General features: G+C 73.8%; 20 protein-coding genes. 13 read left to right on the top strand and 7 right to left on the bottom strand.

Annotated features, from left to right (window positions below):
- Nucleotides 1-60: 60 nt before the first annotated feature.
- From BM236_RS04205 to BM236_RS04190, 4 genes are read right to left on the bottom strand one after another with little or no spacing between them, the layout of a single operon-like run.
- On the bottom strand, nt 61-309 hold the full coding sequence (locus BM236_RS04205; protein ID WP_091120561.1) for a hypothetical protein: 249 nt from the start codon (nt 307-309) through the stop codon (nt 61-63).
- 59 nt (nt 310-368) lie between these two features.
- Nucleotides 369-1241, bottom strand: coding sequence for a fructosamine kinase family protein (locus BM236_RS04200; RefSeq protein WP_091120558.1), 873 nt, complete (start codon nt 1239-1241; stop codon nt 369-371).
- The gene (locus BM236_RS04195; protein ID WP_091120555.1) at nt 1241-1471 is read right to left on the bottom strand and encodes an arsenate reductase/protein-tyrosine-phosphatase family protein; all 231 of its coding nucleotides are present in this window, start codon (nt 1469-1471) and stop codon (nt 1241-1243) included. Before BM236_RS04195 ends, BM236_RS04200 begins: the two co-directional genes overlap by 1 nt.
- Complete coding sequence (locus BM236_RS04190; RefSeq protein WP_091120552.1) at nt 1468-1863, bottom strand: phage holin family protein; 396 nt, start codon at nt 1861-1863, stop codon at nt 1468-1470. Before BM236_RS04190 ends, BM236_RS04195 begins: the two co-directional genes overlap by 4 nt.
- Before the next feature lie 106 nt (nt 1864-1969).
- On the opposite strand from BM236_RS04190, the gene BM236_RS04185 reads away from it, so the two are divergent.
- The 6 genes from BM236_RS04185 to BM236_RS04160 all read left to right on the top strand — a co-directional run bounded on the left by BM236_RS04185 (nt 1970) and on the right by BM236_RS04160 (nt 8236).
- A complete protein-coding gene (locus tag BM236_RS04185; protein ID WP_091120549.1) occupies nt 1970-2512 on the top strand; it encodes a VanZ family protein in 543 nt (180 codons plus the stop codon).
- Between the two features lie 4 nt (nt 2513-2516).
- A complete protein-coding gene (gene hisC / locus BM236_RS04180) occupies nt 2517-3584 on the top strand; it encodes a histidinol-phosphate transaminase (RefSeq protein WP_091120546.1) in 1068 nt (355 codons plus the stop codon).
- A 79-nt stretch (nt 3585-3663) separates the two neighbouring features.
- The gene (locus BM236_RS04175) at nt 3664-4626 is read left to right on the top strand and encodes a glutathione S-transferase C-terminal domain-containing protein (RefSeq protein ID WP_091120545.1); all 963 of its coding nucleotides are present in this window, start codon (nt 3664-3666) and stop codon (nt 4624-4626) included.
- A gap of 195 nt (nt 4627-4821) precedes the next feature.
- On the top strand, nt 4822-5931 hold the full coding sequence (pdhA, locus tag BM236_RS04170; protein WP_091120543.1) for a pyruvate dehydrogenase (acetyl-transferring) E1 component subunit alpha: 1110 nt from the start codon (nt 4822-4824) through the stop codon (nt 5929-5931).
- On the top strand, nt 5931-6908 hold the full coding sequence (locus BM236_RS04165) for an alpha-ketoacid dehydrogenase subunit beta (protein ID WP_091120541.1): 978 nt from the start codon (nt 5931-5933) through the stop codon (nt 6906-6908). The genes pdhA and BM236_RS04165 overlap by 1 nt, the downstream gene beginning before the upstream one ends.
- Nucleotides 6905-8236, top strand: coding sequence for a dihydrolipoamide acetyltransferase family protein (locus BM236_RS04160; protein ID WP_091120818.1), 1332 nt, complete (start codon nt 6905-6907; stop codon nt 8234-8236). The genes BM236_RS04165 and BM236_RS04160 overlap by 4 nt, the downstream gene beginning before the upstream one ends.
- Before the next feature lie 113 nt (nt 8237-8349).
- Here the strand turns inward: BM236_RS04160 and BM236_RS04155 are convergent, their stop codons facing one another.
- Both BM236_RS04155 and BM236_RS04150 read right to left on the bottom strand, forming a co-directional pair.
- Complete coding sequence (locus tag BM236_RS04155) at nt 8350-9831, bottom strand: carboxyl transferase domain-containing protein (RefSeq protein WP_091120538.1); 1482 nt, start codon at nt 9829-9831, stop codon at nt 8350-8352.
- Nucleotides 9832-9899: 68 nt separating this feature from the next.
- Nucleotides 9900-11339 (bottom strand): M1 family metallopeptidase, encoded by a 1440-nt coding sequence (locus BM236_RS04150; RefSeq protein WP_175507543.1) that lies wholly within the window; start codon nt 11337-11339, stop codon nt 9900-9902.
- A gap of 55 nt (nt 11340-11394) precedes the next feature.
- Here BM236_RS04150 and BM236_RS04145 point away from each other — a divergent pair, with 55 nt between their 5' ends.
- Together BM236_RS04145 and BM236_RS04140 are read left to right on the top strand one after the other, a co-directional pair.
- Nucleotides 11395-13041: an ABC-F family ATP-binding cassette domain-containing protein gene (locus BM236_RS04145; protein WP_091120814.1), complete on the top strand. Its 1647-nt coding sequence runs from the start codon at nt 11395-11397 to the stop codon at nt 13039-13041.
- A 56-nt stretch (nt 13042-13097) separates the two neighbouring features.
- On the top strand, nt 13098-14552 hold the full coding sequence (locus BM236_RS04140; protein WP_091120536.1) for an amidohydrolase: 1455 nt from the start codon (nt 13098-13100) through the stop codon (nt 14550-14552).
- On the opposite strand, the gene BM236_RS04135 is transcribed toward BM236_RS04140, so the two are convergent.
- The gene (locus BM236_RS04135) at nt 14545-15540 is read right to left on the bottom strand and encodes an SGNH/GDSL hydrolase family protein (protein ID WP_091120533.1); all 996 of its coding nucleotides are present in this window, start codon (nt 15538-15540) and stop codon (nt 14545-14547) included. The two genes, BM236_RS04140 and BM236_RS04135, sit on opposite strands and share 8 nt — an antisense overlap.
- A 57-nt stretch (nt 15541-15597) precedes the next feature.
- On the opposite strand from BM236_RS04135, the gene BM236_RS04130 reads away from it, so the two are divergent.
- From BM236_RS04130 to BM236_RS04110, 5 genes are all read left to right on the top strand, one after another.
- Nucleotides 15598-16548 (top strand): cation diffusion facilitator family transporter, encoded by a 951-nt coding sequence (locus BM236_RS04130; protein ID WP_245750119.1) that lies wholly within the window; start codon nt 15598-15600, stop codon nt 16546-16548.
- Between the two features lie 95 nt (nt 16549-16643).
- The gene (locus tag BM236_RS04125; RefSeq protein ID WP_091120531.1) at nt 16644-18098 is read left to right on the top strand and encodes a glycoside hydrolase family 3 protein; all 1455 of its coding nucleotides are present in this window, start codon (nt 16644-16646) and stop codon (nt 18096-18098) included.
- Entirely contained in the window at nt 18086-19000 is a 915-nt protein-coding gene (locus BM236_RS04120) for an ROK family protein (RefSeq protein WP_091120529.1), read from the top strand. Before BM236_RS04125 ends, BM236_RS04120 begins: the two co-directional genes overlap by 13 nt.
- On the top strand, nt 18997-20142 hold the full coding sequence (nagA, locus tag BM236_RS04115) for an N-acetylglucosamine-6-phosphate deacetylase (RefSeq protein WP_091120527.1): 1146 nt from the start codon (nt 18997-18999) through the stop codon (nt 20140-20142). The genes BM236_RS04120 and nagA overlap by 4 nt, the downstream gene beginning before the upstream one ends.
- Nucleotides 20142-20927, top strand: coding sequence for a glucosamine-6-phosphate deaminase (locus tag BM236_RS04110; protein ID WP_091120525.1), 786 nt, complete (start codon nt 20142-20144; stop codon nt 20925-20927). The genes nagA and BM236_RS04110 overlap by 1 nt, the downstream gene beginning before the upstream one ends.
- Nucleotides 20928-21008: the final 81 nt, after the last annotated feature.

Here is a 21008-nt window from a genome sequence, read left to right as displayed (position 1 = left end):
GCAGGAGCCGAACCTAGGCTTCGCCGGCGACCTGTGGCAAGGAGGGTTCACCTCGATGGGTCAGGCCCGGTGACGCCCCCGCGCCTCGACGCGTGGGCGCAGCTCGGCGGCGGCCTCCGGCCAGCGCGCCTCGAGCTCGGCCAGGGACTCGGTCAGCACGGCCAGATCGAGGGTCTCCGGGTGGTCGGCGGAGGTGAAGAGCAGGGTCTCGATCGACTCGACGAGCGCATGGAACTCCTCTTCCTCGCTGCGCTCGGAGTCGGACGCTCGGGACTGCTGGCGCGGCACCATGAGTGCGAGAGCGTTCATGTCGCTCCAACGACGCCTCGAGCCGCTGCGTTACGGGCAGTCGGCGGTGAGATCGGTGATCAGGTGGTGGTCACGTAGCGGCCGGCGAGGGTGGCCGCCCGGGCGCCGTACCCCTGGCTGCGGCCGAACATCGCGGCGTGGACCAGCAGCGGGAAGAGCTGGTGCAGCGCGATCCGGTCCTCCCAGCCGTCGCTCAGCGGATGGGCCTCGGTGTAGGCGTCGACGACGCGCTCGAGCTGGGGCAGGCCGAAGAGCGCCAGCATGGCGAGGTCCATCTCGCGGTGGCCGCCGTAGGCCGCGGGGTCGATCACCCAGGCCCGTCCGTCGGAGCCCCACAGCACGTTGCCGTTCCAGAGGTCACCGTGCAGCCGGGAGGGCGGCTCGGCGGGCAGCAGCCGCTCGAGCCGGGGTACGACGGCCTCGACCGTGCGGGCCTGGTCGTCGTCGATCCCGCCGCGGTCGCGGGCGAGCTTGAGGTAGGGCAGCAGGCGCCGGGTGGCGTAGAACTCCGGCCAGGTCAGCGCCGTCCGGTTGGGCATCGGCAGCGGCCCGATGAACCCGTCCTCGGCCAGCCCGAAGGCGTCGCACCCGTGCTGGTGGGCGGCGGCCAGCGCCCGGCCGAGCTCGACGGCGCCGTCGCCGGCCGGCCGACCCGGCTCGACCCAGCGCAGGATCACGCAGTCGTCGGCCGAGGCCAGCAGCGCGGGGGTCGGCAGCCCCGCCTCGGCCAGCCAGCGCAGGCCGCGTGCCTCGGCCCGGAAGAAGCCCGCGGGCGGGTGGGGCAGCGTCTTCATCAGCGCGACGCTGCCGTCGTTGAGGCGCAGCTTGGTCGCCCGGGAGACGTCCCCGCCCGCGACGGGCGAGGTCGCGACCACCGGTGTGCCGAGGAGCTCCTCGGCACGCCGCGCCACCACCGACGCCCGGCCGGCCACTAGTCGCGCCGCTCCTCGGCCAGGTGCCGGACCAGCGCGTCGGCTGTCCGTTCCACCATCGCCAGCACCTCCTCGAACACGTCATCGCCACCGTAGTAGGGGTCTGGAACCTCGCCGGCGCCGTGGGGCCTCTCCTGGAGGACGACGTCGGCCATCGGGGAGCGGCAGATGTTGCCGAGACAGACCGGCGCGACGGCGTGCCGTCCGGGCGTCCGCGGAGCAGGGATCACCGGTCGTGCGCTCCATCGAGGGCACGGCCCACGAACCAGGTGACGATCGTGATGACGATGGCCCCGCCGACCGCGGGCCAGAAGCCGGTCACGTCGAAGCCGATGCCGAGCTGGTCGGCCAGCCAGTCGGTGATCAGGAGCATCACCGCGTTGATGACGAGCAGGAAGAGCCCCAACGTCAGGATCACGAGCGGGAGGCTGAGGACCGTCAGCACCGGCTTCACGAGCGCGCTGACGACGCCGAGGATGAGTGCCACCCCGATCAGGGGCAGCAGCTTGTGCCTGATCTCGTCGCCGCCGCTGGTGGGTCCGGTGAACCGGATCCCGTCGATCAGCCAGGCCGCCACCGCGAGTGCGGCGGCGTTGCTGACCAGCCAGCCGAGGAGCTTCACGGCGGTCAGTCAAGCACAGCGGTGGTGGGCTGCTCCGGGTCACGAACCATGGGTCACGAGCGGGCGCGGCCACATCGGCTGCACCCGCTCTCCTAGTGTCTGTGCCGTGTTCCCGTTCGGCGGCGTCCCGGTCATGCTGCTCGGCGCACTGGTCGCAGGAGCGGTGCTGGCCGGCGCGGCGCTGCTGGCGACCCGGCGGCTCGGGTGGCGGGCGGCGTGGGCGGTGGCCGCGCTCGGGTGGACGCTGGCGGTGATCGCGCTCGTCACGCTCATCCCGGCCTACGGCGCTCCGGGCATCGTCCCCGCGGAGGGCCGCCTCGAGACGTGCTCGTGGGACGTCGGCGGGCCGGCGCCGACCGGCTTCTGGATCTTCGCGAGCGGCCAGCGGCTGCTCAACACCGTCCTCTTCGTCCCGTCCGGCGTGCTGCTGGTCGTCGCGGCGACGCGCTGGCGGCGGGCGTGGCTCACCATCCCGGTCGGCCTGGCCGCGCTGGCGGCGTACTCCGCCGGCATCGAGTGGACCCAGCTCGTGCTCGCCCGGATCGACCGGGCGTGCGACGTCACCGACGTCGTCGACAACACGACGGGTGCCGCGATCGGCGCGGGCATCGGCCTGCTGCTCGTCGGGGTACGCCGTCTCCTACGCTGACCCCGTGACCGGTCCGCAGCCCCGCCCGAGCGTCTCCGCCATGCCGCCCTACGTGGCCGGCAAGCCAGCGTCGGCGGACGCCTTCAAGCTCTCCTCCAACGAGAACCCCTACCCGCCACTCCCAGGCGTCCTCGAGGCGGCGGTGACGGCCGCGGCGTCGATGAACCGCTACCCGGACATGGGCAACGCCGCGCTCTACGCCGCCCTCGCCGAGGCGTACGACGTCCCGGCGACCGACCTGGCCGTCGCGACGGGCTCGACCGGCCTGATCTACGGGCTGCTCAGCGCGTTCTGCGAGCCGGGCGACGAGGTCCTCTACGCGTGGCGCTCCTTCGAGGCCTACCCGATCGCCGTGCTCGCCGCGGGCGCCACCTCGGTGCAGGTCCCGCTGCTCGCGGACGGTCGGCACGACCTCGACGCGATGGCCGCCGCGGTCGGCGAGCGGACGAAGGTCGTGCTGCTCTGCAGTCCCAACAACCCGACCGGCCCGGCCCTCACGCAGGCCGAGGTCGACGGGTTCCTCGACCGGGTGCCCGACGACGTCCTCGTGGTGCTCGACGAGGCCTACATCGAGTTCGTGCGGATCGACGGCCCCGTCGACGGCGTCGCGACCTACCGCGGCCACAGCAACGTGACGATCCTGCGCACCTTCTCCAAGGCCTACGGACTGGCCGGCTTCCGGGTCGGCTACTGCATCGCACCGCAGCCGGTCGCCGCGGCGCTGCGGGCGGTCACGCTGCCCTTCGGCGTCAACCTCGTGGCCCAGGCGGCCGCGGTCGCCTCGCTGGCCGCCCGGGCCGAGCTGCTCGAGCGCGTGGACGCGCTGGTCGGGGAGCGGACGCGGGTGCTGGCCGGCGTACGCGCGGCTGGGTGGGAGGTGCCGGACGCCCAGGGCAACTTCGTCTGGTTCGGCTTCCCCGACCAGCCCGAGCGGATCGCTGCTTTCGTGGCGGCCGCGGAGGGGCTGGGGATCATGGTGCGGCCGCTCGGCACCGACGGCGTCCGGGTGACGATCGGCGAGGACGAGGCCAACGACCGGCTGATCCGGCTGGCGGAGACCTTCGAGCGCTGAGCCCCGTCGCCGGGTGCGGGTGTCGCGCGTCTCAGGGCGCTCGGTGCGCACGCGACGGCCGCGTGGATACCGTGACGTCATGAGCGAGGACCTGAAGCCGACGTACGTCGAGAAGGGCCAGGAGTTCAACCGCGACATGCGCTACATCCCGGACCGGGTGACCAAGGACGGTCGGGTGCCGGAGCGCGGCCCGGTCAACGGGAAGCTGTGGCCGGTCGAGCCGGGGCGCTACCGGTTGATCGCTGCGAAGGCCTGCCCCTGGGCGACCCGGGCGATCATCGTGCGCCAGCTGCTCGGGCTCGAGGACGTCATCTCCCTGGGCACGCCCGGCCCGACGCACGACAAGCGGAGCTGGACGTTCGACCTCGACCCCGACGGCCGCGACCCGGTGCTCGGCATCGAGCGGCTGCAGGAGGCCTACTTCGAGCGCTACCCCGACTACCCGCGCGGCATCACCGTCCCCGCGATCGTGGACGTGCCGACCGGGCAGGTGGTCACCAACGACTTCCCATGGATCACCCACGACCTCTTCTTCGAGTGGCAGGACCACCATCGCGACGGGGCGCCCGACCTGTGGCCCGAGGCGCTCCGCGAGGAGATGGAGCAGGTGATGGAACGGGTCTTCACCGAGGTCAACAACGGCGTCTACCGCTGCGGCTTCGCCGGCTCGCAGGAGTCGTACGACGCCGCGTACGACCGGCTGTGGAAGGCGATGGACTGGCTCGAGGACCGGCTCGCCGACCGTCGCTACCTCATGGGCGACACGATCACCGAGGCCGACGTGCGCCTCTTCACGACGCTCGCCCGCTTCGACGCGGTCTACCACGGCCACTTCAAGTGCAACCGCAACAAGCTCACCGAGATGCCGAACCTGTGGGGCTACGCCCGCGACCTCCACTCGATCCCGGCGTTCGGCGAGAACACCGACTTCGACCAGATCAAGGCCCACTACTACGTCGTGCACAGCGACATCAACCCGTCCGGGATCATCCCGGCCGGGCCCGACCCCGCTGTTTGGCTGGAGCCGCACGGGCGCGGCTGACGTGCGCGGCCGGAATCCGGCCGCCGTACGACCGCTCGCACCCGTTCCGACTCTCATGAGGTAGCCGGTACCTTTGCCTCAGCCCGGATTGTGGGCCAGGTCACAGGGCCGCAGCACCCCCGCGGCAGTGGCCGTCTGGAGCGCGGTTCCCGCGGTGAACCCGGCCGGGACCGCCCGAGGTGAGGAGAGCAGGCCGTGCCTGACCTGGACCCAGCCGTCGACTACGTGCAGCTGCTGACCCCCGAGGGAGAGCGGGTCGAGCACCCGGACTACTCCTTCGACGGGGACGACGAGGCCATCAGGGGCCTCTACCGCGACATGGTGCTGACCCGCCGCCTCGACGTCGAGGCGACCGCGCTGCAGCGGCACGGTGAGCTGGGCCTGTGGGCGCAGCTGCTCGGCCAGGAGGCTGCGCAGATCGGCGCCGGTCGCGCGCTGCGCCGTCAGGACTTCGTCTTCCCGACCTACCGCGAGCACGGCGTCGCCTGGTGCCGTGGCGTGGACCCGCTCCAGCTGCTCGGACTGTTCCGCGGCGTCGACCAGGGGTCGTGGGACCCGACCGAGCACAACTTCCACCTCTACACGATCGTGATCGGCTCGCAGATGCTGCACGCGACCGGCTACGCGATGGGCGTCCAGCGCGACGGCGCCGTCGGCACGGGCGATCCGGACCGTGACACGGCGGTGGTCGCCCACTTCGGTGACGGCGCGAGCAGCCAGGGGGACGTCAACGAGGCGTTCGTCTTCGCCGCGTCCTACCAGGCCCCGGTCGTCTTCTTCTGCCAGAACAACCAGTGGGCGATCTCCGAGCCGACCACCCGGCAGTCGGTCATCCCGATCTACCGCCGCGCCGACGGCTTCGGCTTCCCGGGCATCCGCGTCGACGGCAACGACGTGCTGGCGACGTACGCCGTCATGCAGACCGCCCTGCAACGGGCCCGCGATGGCGGCGGCCCGACCCTGGTCGAGGCCTACACCTACCGCATGGGCGCGCACACCACGACCGACGACCCGACCCGCTACCGCCACTCCGACGAGGTCGAGCACTGGAAGCTCAAGGACCCGATCGCCCGCGTGGAGTCCTACCTGCGCCGCGGCGCCGGCACCGACCAGTCGTTCTTCGACCAGGTCGCCGCCGAGGCCGAGGAGCTCGGGGTGCACCTTCGTGAGGGCTGCAAGGCGCTGCCCGAGCCGGTCGTGACCGACCTGTTCGACAAGGTCTTCACCGAGACCCCGGCCGAGCTCGAGGCCCAGCGCAGCGAGTACGCCGACTACCTCGCGTCCTTCGAGGAGGTGGGTGCGTGATGGCCAAGCTGACCATGGCCAAGGCCCTCAACTCCGGGCTCCGCAAGGCGATGGAGGATGACCCGAAGGTCGTCCTGGCCGGCGAGGACGTCGGCAAGCTGGGCGGCGTCTTCCGGGTCACCGACGGGCTCCAGAAGGACTTCGGCGAGGACCGCGTCATCGACTCCCCGCTCGCCGAGTCGGGCATCGTCGGCACGGCCGTCGGCATGGCGCTGCGCGGCTACCGGCCGGTCGTCGAGATCCAGTTCGACGGGTTCGTCTACCCGGCGTACGACCAGATCGTCACGCAGGTGGCGAAGATGCACTTCCGCTCCGGCGGGCGGATCCCGATGCCGATGGTCATCCGGATCCCGTTCGGCGGGGGCATCGGCGCCGTCGAGCACCACAGCGAGTCCCCGGAGGCGCAGTTCGCGCACACCCCGGGGCTCAAGGTGGTCGCCTGCTCCAACCCGACCGACGCCTACTGGATGATCCAGCAGGCCATCGCCTCGCCCGACCCGGTGATCTTCCTGGAGCCCAAGCGGCAGTACCACGCCGGTGCGGTCGAGGTGGACTTCGACGCCGACCCGGCGCCGCTCTTCGAGTCCCGCGTCCTGCGGGAGGGCTCGGACGTGACCGTGTGCGCCTACGGCCCGACCGTCGGGACGGCCCTGCGCGCCGCCGACGCCGCGGCCGCCGAGGGCCGCTCGCTGGAGGTCATCGACCTGCGCACGCTGTCGCCGCTCGACCTCGGCCCGGTCGAGGAGTCCGTTCGCCGGACCGGCCGGTGCGTCGTCGTGCACGAGGCCCACATCACCCTGGGCATCGGCGCCGAGGTCGCGGCCCGCGTCACCGAGTCGTGCTTCTACTCCCTCGAGGCCCCGGTGCTGCGCGTCGGCGGGCTCGACACCCCCTATCCGCCCGCCCGGGCCGAGCACCACTGGCTGCCCGACCTGGACCGGGTCCTGGACGCCGTCGACAGGAGCATGGAGTGGTGACCGCCCCTTCGCAGGACTTCCGACTGCCGGACGTGGGCGAGGGCCTCGTCGAGGCCGAGCTCGTCTCGTGGCAGGTCGCCGTCGGCGACACCGTGCAGGTCAACGACATCGTCTGCGAGATCGAGACGGCCAAGTCGGTCGTCGAGCTGCCGTCGCCCTACGCCGGCATCGTCGAGGCGCTGCTCGTCGAGGTCGGCACCACGGTCGAGGTCGGCACGCCGATCATCCGGATCGGCAGCGGTGCGCACCCGAGCGAGTTCGTGCCGAACGCCGCCGCGGCGCCGTCCGCCGAGGCGGCGGCGGCGGCCGAGGCCGCCGGTGACTCACCCGGGACGCTCGTCGGCTACGGTCCGCGCGAGGCGTCGACGCAGCGGCGGGCCCGGCGCACCGGCTCCGCGCGCCCCGGTCAGCACGCCGCCCCGACCGGCCCGGTGCTCGCGAAGCCGCCCGTCCGGCTCGCCGCCCGCGAGGCCGGCGTCGACCTGCGCGACGTGACGCCCACCGGGCACCGGGGCGAGGTCACGCGGGAGGACTTGGCGGCGCCTGCCGCGGCCCCCGCTCCGGCCGCTCCGGCCGCTCCGGCCGCCAGGTCGTTCGACGTCCCGCCGGTGCAGTACACCGGCCGCGTCACCCGCGAGCCGATCAAGGGCGTGCGCAAGATGATGGGCCAGGCGATGTCGGCCAGCGCCTTCACCGTCCCGCACGTCACCATCTGGACCACCGTCGACGTCACCGCGACGACACGGCTGGTCGCGCGGCTCAAGCTGGACCCGGCGTACGCCGGCGTGCGGGTCAGCCCGCTGCTCGTGCTCTCCCGCGCCGTGACCGAGCTGCTGAGGACGCACCCGCTGCTCAACGCGGTGTGGGACGAGGCGGCGCAGGAGGTCGTGCTGCGGCACTACGTCAACCTCGGGATCGCCGCCGCGACGCCGCGCGGCCTGGTCGTGCCCAACATCAAGGACGCCGACCTGATGACCCCTCCCGACCTCGGCCGGGCGATCAACCGGCTCACCGACGTCGCGCGGGATGGCAGGACCCAGCCGGCCGAGCAGCAGGGCGGGACGTTCACGATCACCAACATCGGGCCGTTCGGCATGGAGGGCGGTACGCCGATCATCAACCCCGGCGAGTCCGCCATCCTGGCCTTCGGCACCGTGCAGAAGCGGCCGTGGGTCGTCTCCGCCGACGGCGAGGACCGGCTGGCGGTGCGCGACGTGTGCACCCTGTCGCTGTCGTTCGACCACCGGCACGTGGACGGGGCTTCCGGTTCGGCGTTCCTGGCCGCCGTGGCCGGCTCGCTGGTCGATCCGTCGGGCCTGTTCTCCTAGCCCGAGGAGTCAATCCCTCACTGCCGAGGGGTCACCCGGCGACTGCGGCGCGACCCCTCGGTGCGGAGGGATTGACTCCTCGGTGCGGAGGGAGTGACTCCTCGGCAGGCAGGTCAGATGTAGCGGGTCGCCCGAGCAGCAGCGGAGCCCGGGCCGGCGGCCATCAGGGCGGCGAGCTCGGCCTCGATGACCCCGCCGACGCGGTGGCAGAACTCGTCGGGCTCGTCGGCCGCGTCGGGGAGCTCGGGGATGATCCGGTCGACGATGCCGCGCTCGGCGAGGTCGACGGCGAGGACGCGCTGGGCGCGGGCCATGTCGGCGGCGTGCGAGGTGTCACCGTGCACGATCGCCGAGGCGCCCTCGGGCGGTAGCGGCGAGAGCCAGGCGTGCTGTGTCGCGACGACCCGGTCGGCGGGCAGGAACGCCAGCGCGCCGCCGCCGTTGCCCTCGCCGAGCATCAGGCACAGCGTCGGCGCCGCCACGTTGACCAGCGACTCGATGCAGCGGGCGATCTCGCCGGCCAGGCCGCCGTTCTCCGCCTCGGGGGAGAGCGCCGCGCCGCGGGTGTCGATCACGGTGAGCACCGGCAGGCGCAGCTCCTCGGCGAGCCGCAGCCCGCGCTGGGCCTCCCGCAGCGCCTGCGGCCCGAACGCCTGCTGCGCCTGCTCGCGGCGGTCCTGCGCGAGCACCACGCAGGGCGCGTCGCCGAACCGGGCCAGCGCGATGATCAGGGCAGGGTCGCGCTCGCCCTGCCCGGTCCCGTTGAGGGGTACGACGTCCGCAGCGGCCGTCTTGAGCAGCCGCCTGACCCCGGGTCGGTCCTCGCGGCGCGACCGGGTGACCGCGTCCCACGTCTCCAGGTCCGGCAGCCCGGAGGTCCCGTTACCACCGAGCTCGGTCGGCGAGGCGGCGCCAGCCCGCGGGCGGGACTGCAGGATCGTGAGCGCCCGGTCGAGGATCCCGGCGATCTGGTCGGGCGGCAGGACGGCGTCGATGATGCCGTGCGCATAGAGGTTCTCGGCGACCTGTACGCCGGCCGGGAATGGATGTCCGTTGAGCAGTTCGAACACCTTCGGGCCGAGGAAGCCGAGCAGGGCGCCGGGCTCTCCCACGGTCACGTGCCCGAGCGAGCCCCATGACGCCATCACGCCGCCGGTCGTGGGGTGGCGCAGGTAGACGAGGTAGGGGAGACCGGCCGCCTTGTGCGCCGAGACCGCCTCGGTGATCCGCACCATCTGCACGAAGGCCGGCGTGCCCTCCTGCATCCGGGTGCCGCCCGAGGCGGGGGCCGCCAGCAGGGGCAGCCGCTCGCGGGTCGCCCGCTGCACGGCCGCCACCAGCCGGTCCGCGGCGTCGCGGCCGATCGAGCCGGCCAGGAACCTGAACTCCGAGGCCAGGACCGCCACCCGCCGGCCCATCATCAGCCCGGAGCCGGTCAGCACCGACTCGTCGACGCCCGTCCGCTCCTCGGCCGCCCGCAGCTCGGCGGCGTACGCCTCCGAGACGCCGGCGCGGGCCGGGGGGGCGTCCCACGAGGTCCAGGAGCCCTCGTCGAGGACCAGGTCGATCAGCTCGCGCGCGGTGAGTCGGGCCATGGCCGGAGGGTAACCAGCGGGACCGCGCACGTCGCCGCGATGTGAGACATCTGACCGTTCCGTAGCCGTCAGCGGGCGAGCGGGCTCGTCGGCGCCATCAGCCACTGCTGGAAGAAGGCGGTGAGGTCCCGGCCGGTCTGCTCCTGGAGCCACGCGAGGTAGTCGTCGCGGCCGGTGGAGCGCTCGGCCCGGGCGGCAGGCCAGTCGCGGACCAGCTTCCAGAACACGTCGTCCCCGACCGTCCTGCGCAGCGCGTCCCACATGAGGGCCGGGCCGTAGTAGACGTTGAGCTCGGCGAAGTGGTCGGCCTTGTAGGCGCCGGGCGGCCCCGCCGTGCGCCGGGACCGTGGCTCGTCGTCGGCCCACGTGTCCAGCGAGTCGCCCGGGGGCAGCTTCCAGGTCTCGTCCTGCCAGGCGCCCTGGAGATACATGGCCATGCCCTCGTTCATCCAGACGTCGCGCCAGTCCGACGGGGTCACCAGGTCGCCGTACCACTGGTGCGCGATCTCGTGGAGCAGCGTGTCCGGCTCGGTGTCGAGCGGATCGCGGCCGAGGGTGATCATCGTCTGGGTCTCCATGCCGCTGTCGCCGTCGACGAGCACGAAGCCGAGCGAGTCGAAGGGGTAGGGACCGAGCTTCGCCTCGAGCCAGTCGACCAGCGCCGGCGCCTGCTTGAGGTCGGCGAGGAGGGACGTGTCGTCGGGCGTCGTCCAGTAGGAGATCGGCACGCCGCTGCTGCTCTCGGCGGTCGACTCCTGGTAGGGGCCGACGGCCAGGGTGACGAGGTAGGACGCCGCCGGCTCGTCGAGGCGCCAGTCGGTCTCGGTCCGGCCGTCCTCGGTCGAACGGTCGACGAGCCGGCCGTTCGCGACGCCGACCATCGGCGCCGGCACGTCCACGCCGATGTCGTAGAACGCCTTGTCGGAGGGCTGGTCGTTGACGGCGTACCACGTGAAGGCGCCGTAGGGCTCCTGCATCGTCCACAGCCCCCCCGCCGCGTCGACGGTGAGGCCGATCCGCGAGGTGTCGCGGCGGGTGCTCGGCGCGTGGACGGGTGCCGGGACGCCCCCGTAGTCCAGCTTCAGCGTGTAGGTGTGGTCCGCGGCGAAGTCGCCCGGGACGACGAGGTGGTCGCCCGGGTGCGAAGCCTCGACGGTGCGGCCGTCGACGGCGACCTTCGTCGGCAGCATGGTCGCCGCGAGGTCGAGCTGCAGGTGGTCCGCGGCCGCCGTCGACCGGAGGAGCAGCGTCTCGTGGCCGGTCAGCGTCTTGGTCGTCGGCTCCCAGGACAGGTCGAGGTCGTAGTGGAGGGCGTCCACGCCCGGGTCGCCGACGTCGGGGTAGACGGAGTCCTCGACGGGGGTCGACCGCGCGTCGTCGTACGACGGCTTCGGGACCGAGGCAGACGTGTGCGTGCCGCTCGCCGGATCGCCCCCGGAGCCGCCACTGCAGCCCGCAGCCAGCGCGAGGGCCGCGGCCGCGGCGACGGTGGCTCTCCTCCAGGTCACAGCGACCATCATGCCGGTCGGCAAATGGTTCGACGGCGCCGATAGCCTCGACCGAGTGAGCGCGACCATCCAGACCTCCGGCCTGGCCGCCGGTCATGGCGCGAAGGCGCTCTTCGAGGGCCTCGACCTCGTCGTCGCACCGGGTGACGTCATCGGCCTCGTCGGACCCAACGGGGCGGGCAAGTCGACGCTGCTGCGCATCCTCGCCGGCGTCCTCGCGCCCGAGGAGGGCACCGTCACGGTCAGCCCGCCGACGGCGACCGTCGGCTACCTGCCGCAGGAGCCGGAGCGGCGCGACGGCGAGACGGTGCGGCGGTTCCTCGCCCGGCGTACCGGCGTGGCGGAGGCGCAGACCGCCTTCGACGCCGCCACCGAGCGGTTCAGCGCGGGCGAGCCGGGCGCCGACGACGACTACGCGACGGCGCTCGAGCGCTGGCTCGCGCTCGGTGCGGCCGACCTGGACGAGCGCGCCGAGGCGGTCGCCGCGGACCTCGGGCTCGGCGTCGACCTCGACCAGCCGATGACCAGCCTCAGTGGCGGCCAGGCCGCCCGGGCCAACCTCGCCGGCCTGCTGCTGAGCCGCTACGACGTCCTCCTCCTCGACGAGCCGACCAACGACCTCGACCTCGACGGCCTCGACCGGCTCGAACGGTTCGTCAGCGACCTGCGCGCGCCGGCCGTGATCGTCAGCCACGACCGCGAGTTCCTCGCCCGCACCATCAACCGGGTCCTCGAGCTCGACCTGCACCAGCACCGGGTCAACCTCTACGGCGGCGGCTACGACGCCTACCTGCGCGAGCGCGAGATCTCCCGGCAGCACGCCCGCGAGGCCTACGAGCAGTACGCCGGCAAGCTGGCCGACCTGGGCGGTCGGATCCAGACCCAGCGAGCGTGGGCGGCCCAGGGCGTGCGCAACGCCCGCCGGTCGATCAACGACGAGCCGGACAAGTCGATCAGGCGCTTCCGGACCGAGTCGAGCGAGAAGCAGGCGTCCAAGGTGCGCCAGTCCGAGCGCGCCATCGAGCGGCTCGAGAAGGACGCCGTCGAGGAGCCGCGCAAGGAGTGGGAGCTGCGGATGGAGATCGCCGCCGCACCACGCTCGGGCGCTCGGACGGCGGTGCTCCGCGACGCGGTCGTCCGGAAGGGCGACTTCACCCTCGGACCGGTCAGCCTCGAGATCAGCTGGGCCGACAAGGTCGCGATCACGGGACCCAACGGCTCGGGCAAGTCGACGCTCCTCGGCGCGCTGCTCGGCCGGATCCCGCTCGACTCTGGCGAGGCGTCCCTGGGTCCGGGCGTGGTGGTCGGTGAGGTCGACCAGGCGCGCGCGTTGTTCGAGGGAGCGGAGCCGCTGGTGGAGGCGTTCCGCAGGCATGCGCCCGACCTGGCTCCCGAGGAGGTCCGCACGCTCCTGGCGAAGTACGGCCTGCGCTCCGACCACGTCGGCCGCCCGGCCGCGACCCTGTCACCGGGGGAGCGGACGCGGGCGGCGCTCGCCCTGCTGCAGGCGCGCGGGGTCAACCTGCTGGTGCTCGACGAGCCGACCAACCACCTCGACCTGCCCGCGATCGAGCAGCTCGAGTCGGCGCTCGACACCTATCCCGGCACCCTCCTGCTCGTCACCCACGACCGACGGATGCTGGCCGCCGTCCGCACCACCCGTCAGCTCCGCGTCGAGGACGGCCGGGTCACCGCGTTGTGAGTGCCAGCGTGACCCAGGGGTCACTCCCACACTCACAAGGCACGATCATGGGGCCCGTGTCCGACCTCCTGGTGCGGCGTGCCCGCCTCGTCCCCCTCGCCGGGTCCCGCGCCGAGCACCCCGTCGACGTCCTCGTCCGCGACGGCGTGGTCGCAGCGGTCGGTGCCGAGCTGGACGACGCAGGCGTGCCGACCGTCGACGCCGACGGCCGCTGGCTGCTGCCCGGCCTCTGGGACGCCCACGTCCACCTCAGCCAGTGGGCGCTCGCGTCGCGGCGGCTCGACCTCTCCTCGGCCCGCTCGCCCGAGGAGGCGCTGGGCATCGTCACAGGCGCCCTGGCCACCGGGGACGGCGGGCCGGTCGTCGGCATCGGACACCGCGGCGGCACCTGGGCGCGCCCGGTCACGGTCGCCGAGCTCGACGCGGCCACCGGGGCGGTGCCGGTCGTCCTCGTCAACGGCGACTTCCACCACGGCTGGCTCAACACCGCGGCCCTCGACGCCCTCGGGCTCGCACGTCGCGACGAGGTGGTCAGCGAGCAGGAGTGGTTCGACGCCTACCCGCGGCTGACCGGGCTCGTCGGCGGCCCGACCGTGCCGGACTACCAGCGCGTGCTGACCGCCGCCGCCTCGCGCGGTGTCGTGGGGGTGGTCGACTTCGAGTTCGGCGCGCCGTTCGCGGACTGGACCGAACGCTGGGAGGAGGGCTGCGACCTCCTTCGCGTCCGCTGGGCGCCGTACGCCGACACGCTGGCCGCGGCCGTCGAGGCCGGTCTGCGCACCGGCTCGGTGCTGGCGCCCGGCCTGAGCGTCGGGCCGCTGAAGATCATCAGCGACGGGTCGCTCGGCACGCGCACCGCGTGGTGCTGCCACCCCTACGCCGACACCGGCGGGCATGGCGCCCCCAACCTGGCGACCGCCGACCTGCGCGACCTGGTCGCCCGCGGTCACGCGGCCGGCTTCGAGGTGGCCACCCACGCCATCGGCGACCGGGCGCTCGAGGCGGCGCTGGCCGTCTACGCCGAGACCGGTGCGACCGGCTCGATCGAGCACGCCCAGCTGGTCACCCGCGACGCGGTGGCGGAGCTGGCCCGGCTGGGCCTCACCGCGAGCGTGCAGCCGGCCCACCTGCTCGACGACCGGGAGACCTCCGAACGGGTCTGGCCAGGCTTGGGTGGTCGCGAGTTCGCGCTGCGCTGGCTGACCGACGCGGGCGTGCGGGTCACCTTCGGGTCGGACGCCCCGGTCGCCCCGCTCGACCCCTGGCTGGCCGTCGCGGCCGCGGTCCACCGCGGCGACCCGGGCGACGAGCCGTGGCACCCCGAGCAGTCGCTGACGGTTCGGGAGGCGCTCGCGGCCTCGGTCGACGGGCGGCGTACGGCTGTCGACGAGCCGGGCGACCTGATCCTGCTCGACACCGACCCGCTCGCGGCGTCCCCGGCCGAGCTGCGCGAGATGAGTGCCGCGCTCACCGTCGTCGCCGGTCGGGTCGTGTGGGACGCGGTCAGCTGAGCGCCGTCGCCACCTCCTGCGCGACCGCGACCTGCTCGACCGCGAACGGGTGGAAGGGCGCTGCGCCCTGCCCGGAGAGCCCGTTGATCCACGGGTCGGCCGAGCAGACGTCGTGGCCGGCCGAGGCGGCCCACAGGTCGACGTAGGTCACCCGCGAGTCGACGGCGACGTGGCGGACCGCCTGCGTCAGGCCATGGTTGACCCGCCGCGCGAAGCGGTAGTCGCCCGCCGCGAACGGCACGTCGGCGCAGCGCCCCGACGCGGGGATGATCTGGGGGTAGCCGACCAGCAGCACCTTCGCCGACGGCGCCCGGTGTCGCACGGCCCGCACGACCCCGACCAGCCGCTGCTCCATCCGGTCCAGCGTCGGCGCGACCTTCGACCCGAGCGCATCGGCGCACGGCGTGCCCGGCACGCTGGCGGCATCAGGTCGGACGCAGGCCCCGATCAGCGAGCCGAACAGGTTCAGGTCGTTGCCGCCCAGCCCGATCGTCACGAGGTCGGTGTCGGCGGTCACCGCGTCGAGCTGAGGTCGGACGCCGCGCAGCTGGGCCCGGCGTACGTCGGCCGTGCTGGCGCCGCCGCAGCTCACGTCCGTGAGCCGCGCACCCAGCGCGGCCGCCAGGAGGTGCGGGTAGTTGCGGTCCGAGCGCAGGCAGCCGTCGTCGGAGGTCCGACCCGGGATGCCCGGCGCCGCGGTGTAGGAGTCGCCCAGCGCGACGTAGCGCCCGAACCGGCCGGCGGCCGCGCCCGCCGACACCTCCGCCGCCGCGGGCGACGCCGCGGGCGACGCCCCGGGCGACGCCCCGGACGAGGCAGCGGACGAGGCAGCCGACGAGGGCGCCGACGACACCCCGGACGAGGCCCCCGACGATGCGGCCGGAGCCGGTGCGGCGGCCCCTCCGCCGTCCGACGAGGCGCCGCACGCAGACAGCGGCAGGGCGAGCAGACCCCCGAGGACGAGGGCCGTGAAGGAACGGGCGGCCATGGCGTCAACCGTACGGAGCGGTGGATGGGCGACCGGCCGACGGGATACGGGCCGGAGGTGAGCAGCGAGGAGAAGCCCGGCGGCGAGTCGATGCTGACCGTCGTGGTCGCCCTGGTCGCCAATGCGCTCCTGGCGCTGGCCAAGTCGGTCGCCGCCCTTCTCACCGGCTCGGCCGCGATGGTCGCCGAGGCGGCGCACTCGTGGGCCGACACCGGCAACGAGGTCTTCCTGGTCGTGGCCGAGCGCCGCGGCAGCCGGCCGCGCGACGAGGAGCACCCCCGCGGCTACGGCCGGTCGACCTACATCTGGTCACTGGTCGCCGCATTCGGGCTCTTCTCCGCCGGCGCGATGGTCTCGGTCTGGCACGGCATCACCGACCTGCTCCACGAGCCGCACGAGGGCGGGTCGACCTTCGTCGTCAACTACGTCGTCCTCGGCATCGGCCTGGTCCTCGAGGGGACGTCCTTCGTGCAGGCCACCCGGCAGGTCCGCGGCGCCGCCCGCCGGTTCGACACCCATCCGCTGCGCTACGTCGACAAGACCTCCAACCCCACCGTCCGCGCGATCTTCCTGGAGGACCTCGCCGCCCTGATCGGCATCGGCCTCGCCCTGGCCGGCATCGCGCTGCACCAGCTGACCGGCGAGCCGGCGTACGACGCCGCGGCGTCCATCGCCATCGGGCTGCTGCTGGCGGTCGTCGCGGTCTTCCTGATGCGCCGCAACATGGAGTACCTCCTCGGTGAGGCGCTCAGCCCGGCGCTCCGGGCCGACGTGCTCCGCCGGATGCTCGACCATCCCCAGGTCGACCGGATCACCTACCTTCACGTCGAGTACGTCGGCCCGCAGCGGCTGTTCGTCGTGGCGGCCGTCGACCTGGTCGGCGACGACTCCGAGTCCCACCTGGCGGTGCGACTGCGGCAGGTCGAGGCCGACATCGAGACCGACGAGCTGATCGAGGACGCGATCCTCACGCTGGCGCCGCCGGACGAGCCCGCCCTGCACCCGTGACGGGTGCCGGACCAGAAAAACAGACCCAGACCCTGGCGCACGGCCGGTCGATCCGATGAACTAGCGCCTGTGCTTGCTGCCGGGTCGGAGAACGGATGACGGAGCCCTCCGGGCCCGGCGCGGAGCTTTCGCCTCGCGGGCCGGCTGTCGAGACCCTCGCCCTCCGGGTGCTGCTCGCCTCCTTCAAGGGGACGACGCTGCCGTCGGAGTGGGAGGCGCTGCTCCATGAGGGGCTGGGCGGCATCTGCCTGTTCGGCTCCAACGTCAGCGACGGGCTGCGGGCGCTGACCGACGCCATCCACGCCGCCAACCCGGCCGCCGTGATCGCGACCGACGAGGAGGGTGGCGACGTCACCCGGCTGCACGTCCGGGGCGGGTCGACGGTCATCGGGCCGGCCGTGCTCGGCGCGGTCGACGACCTCGCACTCACGAGCGCCGTCGGCGGGCTCGTCGCCGCCGACCTCGTGGCCGCTGGGGTCGACCTGGCGCTGGCCCCCGTCGCCGACGTGAACTCCAACCCCGACAACCCGGTCATCGGGTCGCGCTCCTTCGCCTCCGATCCCACGACGACGGCGGCGCACGTCGGTGCGTGGGTGCGCGGCCTGCAGTCGGCCGGCGTCGCCGCCTGCGCCAAGCACTTCCCGGGGCACGGCGACACCGGCGAGGACAGCCACCTCGCGCTGCCCGTGCTCGACGTGTCGCTCGAGACGCTGCGGCAGCGCGAGCTGGTGCCCTTCGTGGCCGCCGTGCACGCAGGGGTGCGGACGGTGATGACGTCCCACATCGTCGTACCCGCCCTCGACCCGCAGCTGCCCGGCACCCTGTCCGCGCCGGTGCTCGGACTCCTCCGCGACGAGCTCGGCTTCGACGGCGTGATCGTCTCCGACGCGCTCGACATGGCCGGCGCCTCCGGGTCGCGGAGCATCCCCGAGGCCGCCGTCCTCTCCCTCGCCGCCGGCACCGACCTGCTCTGCGTCGGCCCGGACAAGCCCGCGGCGCTGGTCCGCGAGGTGCAGGCCGCGATCGTGCGCGCCGTCGAGGACGACCGTCTGCCGCTCGGCCGGCTGGAGGAGGCCGCCGCCCGGGTGGCAGAGCTGAGGACGTCCGGCGACATGGCTGCCCCGCCGACCACCTCGCAGGACGTCCTGTCCCAGGCGATGGTCGACGCGGCCGCCCGCGCGCTGGTCGTGGAGGGGGAGCTGCCCGATCTCGCGGGCGCGACCGTCTTGAGCGTCGACACCCGGGCCAACATCGCCGTCGGCGACGTGCCGTGGGGCCTGACGCCCGACCTGACCGTCCCGCCCGGCGGCTCGACGGCCGACCTCGGCAGCGGCCCGGTGATCGTGCAGGTGCGCGACGCGCACCGCCGCCCGGAGGTCGGCGACCTGCTCGACCGGCTGGCTGAGGCGGGACGCACCGCCGTGGTGGTCGAATGGGGCTGGCCTGGCCCGCGCCACGGCTCGTTCGCAAGGATCTGCACACGCGGCTGCTCCCGCCCGGGGGCCGAGGCCGTGACTGACCTGCTCAGGAAGGCGGGATGGAACCGGTGACCGTGATGAGTGTGGGGCTCGACGTCGGCGGCACGAAGACGCTCGGCGTGGCTCTCGACGAGACCGGCCGGGTCGTGGCGCAGGTACGCCGACCGACCGACCGCGGCCCCGCCGGAGTGGTCCGCACCGCGGTCGAGGTCGTCGACGGCCTGCGTGACGCGACCGGCGACCGGCTCGCCGTGCCGGTCGGGGTAGGCATCCCGGGGCTCGTCGACGGTGGGCTCGGGATCGTGCGGCACGCGGTCAACGTCGGCATCACGGGCGAACCTTTCCCGCTCGGCCGGCTGCTCTCCGAGCGTCTCGGGGTGTCCGTGACGGTCGAGAACGACGCCAACGCCGCGACCCTGGGCGCTGTCGCGCAGACCGGCCACGACGACCTCGTCTACCTCTCGATCGGGACCGGTCTCGCCGCCGGCCTCGCCTTCGACGGCCGGCTGCGGCGCGGCGAGCACGGCGCGGCGGGGGAGGTCGGCCACATCCCGGTCGACCCCGACGGCGTGGTGTGCGGCTGCGGCCAGACCGGCTGCATCGAGACGATCACCTCGGGGTCGGCGCTGGCCGCGTCCTGGCCGGTGGCCCAGGGCCACCCGGCCGACGCGCTCTTCGCTGCCGCGGCGGCGGGCGACCCGAAGGCGATCGCGGTGCGGGACCGGTTCGCGGCCGGCGCCGCCACCGCGATCCGCATCCTGTGCCTGACCGTCGACCCCGGACTCGTCGTGCTCGGCGGCGGGGTCGCCCAGCTCGGTGAGCCGCTGAGGATCGCCGTCGCGACCGCCCTCGGCGACCAGGCCGCCGAGGCGCCGTTCCTGGCCGCCCTCGACCTCCCCGGGAGGCTCAGGGTCCTGCCACCGGACGTGCCGGTCGCCGCCGTCGGCGCCGCACTCGTGGGGACGGGCCGATGAGCGACCTCGCCATCACGGGTGGCCGTGACGCGCACGGCGACGCCGTCGACATCCACATCCTGAGCGGCCGCGTCTCGACGTCCGGACCGCCGACGCCCGGGTTCGCGCCCACCGAGTCCGACGTGCTGGACGCGACCGGGCTGACCGTCCTCCCCGGCCTCCTCGACCTGCAGGTCAACGGCGCCGGCGGGCACGACATCACGGCGGAGCCGGACCGGCTCTGGGACGTCGCGGCCGTGCTGCCGGCGTACGGCGTCACCGCGTTCATCCCGACGGTGATCACCTCGGCCCCGGAGGCCCGCGAGCGCGCCCTGGAGGTGCTCGCGCAGGGCCCGCCGTCCGACTGGCGCGGCGCGCTGCCACTGGGGCTGCACTTCGAGGGGCCGTTCCTGGCGCCGGAGCGCAAGGGCGCCCACCCGGAGCGGTGGCTGCGTGATCCCGCGCTCGGCACGATCGACGGCTGGAGCCGCGACGAGGGTCTCCTGATGGCCACCATCGCGCCCGAGCTGCCTGGCGCACTCGAGCTCATCGCCGCGCTGACCGCCCGGGGCGTGATCGTCAGCGTCGGCCACACGACCGCCACCGCCGACCAGGTCCACGCCGCCGTCGCTGCCGGCGCCCGCCTCGTCACCCACCTGGGCAACGCGATGCCGCCGATATTGGCCCGCGAGCCGGGCCCGGTCGGCGTCGCCCTGGGCGGCACCGACCTGGTCGCCGGCGTGATCGCCGACGGCTACCACTCCGCCCCCGACTTCCTCCGGCTCGCCTGGACCGCCTTGGGTCCGGAGCGGTTCCTCGCGGTCACCGACACGACCGCGGCCCTCGGCGTCCCCGACGGCCCGAACCGGCTCGGTGACCAGGACGTGATCGTCGAGGCCGGCACGGTCCGGCTCCAGGACGGGACGCTGGCCGGCTCCGCGGCGAGCCTCCCGCAGTGCCTCCGTGTCCTGCGCGAGGCCACCGGCGCGACGCTCGCCCAGGCCGTCGCCACGGCGACCACGACCGCAGCGGGGCTCGTCGGCGACGCTGCCCGCGGAGCGCTGACCCCGGGTCGGCGCGGCGACGCGGTGCTCGTCGACGACGACCTGACCGTGCACGCCACCGTGATCGGCGGCGTGGTCGTGCACCGGAAGGCGGACTGATGGAGGTCGTCATCACCACCTCGAAGGCCGACGCCGGGGCGCTGGCCGCCGACGCGATCGAGGCGCTCGTCCGTGCCAAGCCCGAGGCGGTGCTCGGCACCGCGACCGGCTCGAGCCCGCTGCCGATCTACGCGGAGCTCGTCCGCCGCCACCAGGCCGGCACCGGGCCGTCGTACGCCGGGGTGCGGACGTTCAACCTCGACGAGTACGTCGGCCTCCCCGCCGGCCACGAGCAGACCTACCGCGCCACCATCCAGCGGGAGCTGACCGACGCCCTCGGCCTGCCCGACGGCCACGTGCACGGACCCGACCCGGCGGAGGACGGCCTGCCGACCGCCGGCGCGCGCTACGAGTCGCTCATCGTGGAGTCCGGAGGCGTCGACCTGCAGGTGCTCGGGATCGGCGCGGACGGCCACCTGGCCTTCAACGAGCCCGGCTCCTCGCTCGCCAGCCGGACCCGCATCAAGACCCTGACCGCGCAGACGCGGAGCGACAACGCGCGGTTCTTCGGGTCGGTCGACGAGGTCCCGATCCACGTCCTCACCCAGGGCCTCGCGACGATCCTGGACGCGCGGCACCTGGTCCTGATCGCGACCGGAGCGGGCAAGGCCGACGCCGTCGCCGCGGCCGTCGAGGGCCCGGTCTCGGCGAGCTGCCCGGCGAGCGTCCTCCAGCTGCACCCCCACGCGACGGTCCTGCTCGACGGCGACGCCGCCGGAAGCCTGCAGCGGGCGGACTACTACCGCGAGGTCTACGCCGCGAAGCCGTCCTGGCAGGGGCTCTGACCCGGCGAAGAACCGGCCCGCGCCGACGTGTCGAATCGGCCCGACCCCGTTCGTAGAAGGAGTGACAGCACCCCGCGAACG

The sequence above is a fragment of the Nocardioides terrae genome (genome assembly GCF_900112345.1).
GTDB classification, from domain to species: Bacteria; Actinomycetota; Actinomycetes; order Propionibacteriales; family Nocardioidaceae; genus Nocardioides; species Nocardioides terrae.
This window is presented reverse-complemented; position numbering and strand designations above follow the sequence as displayed.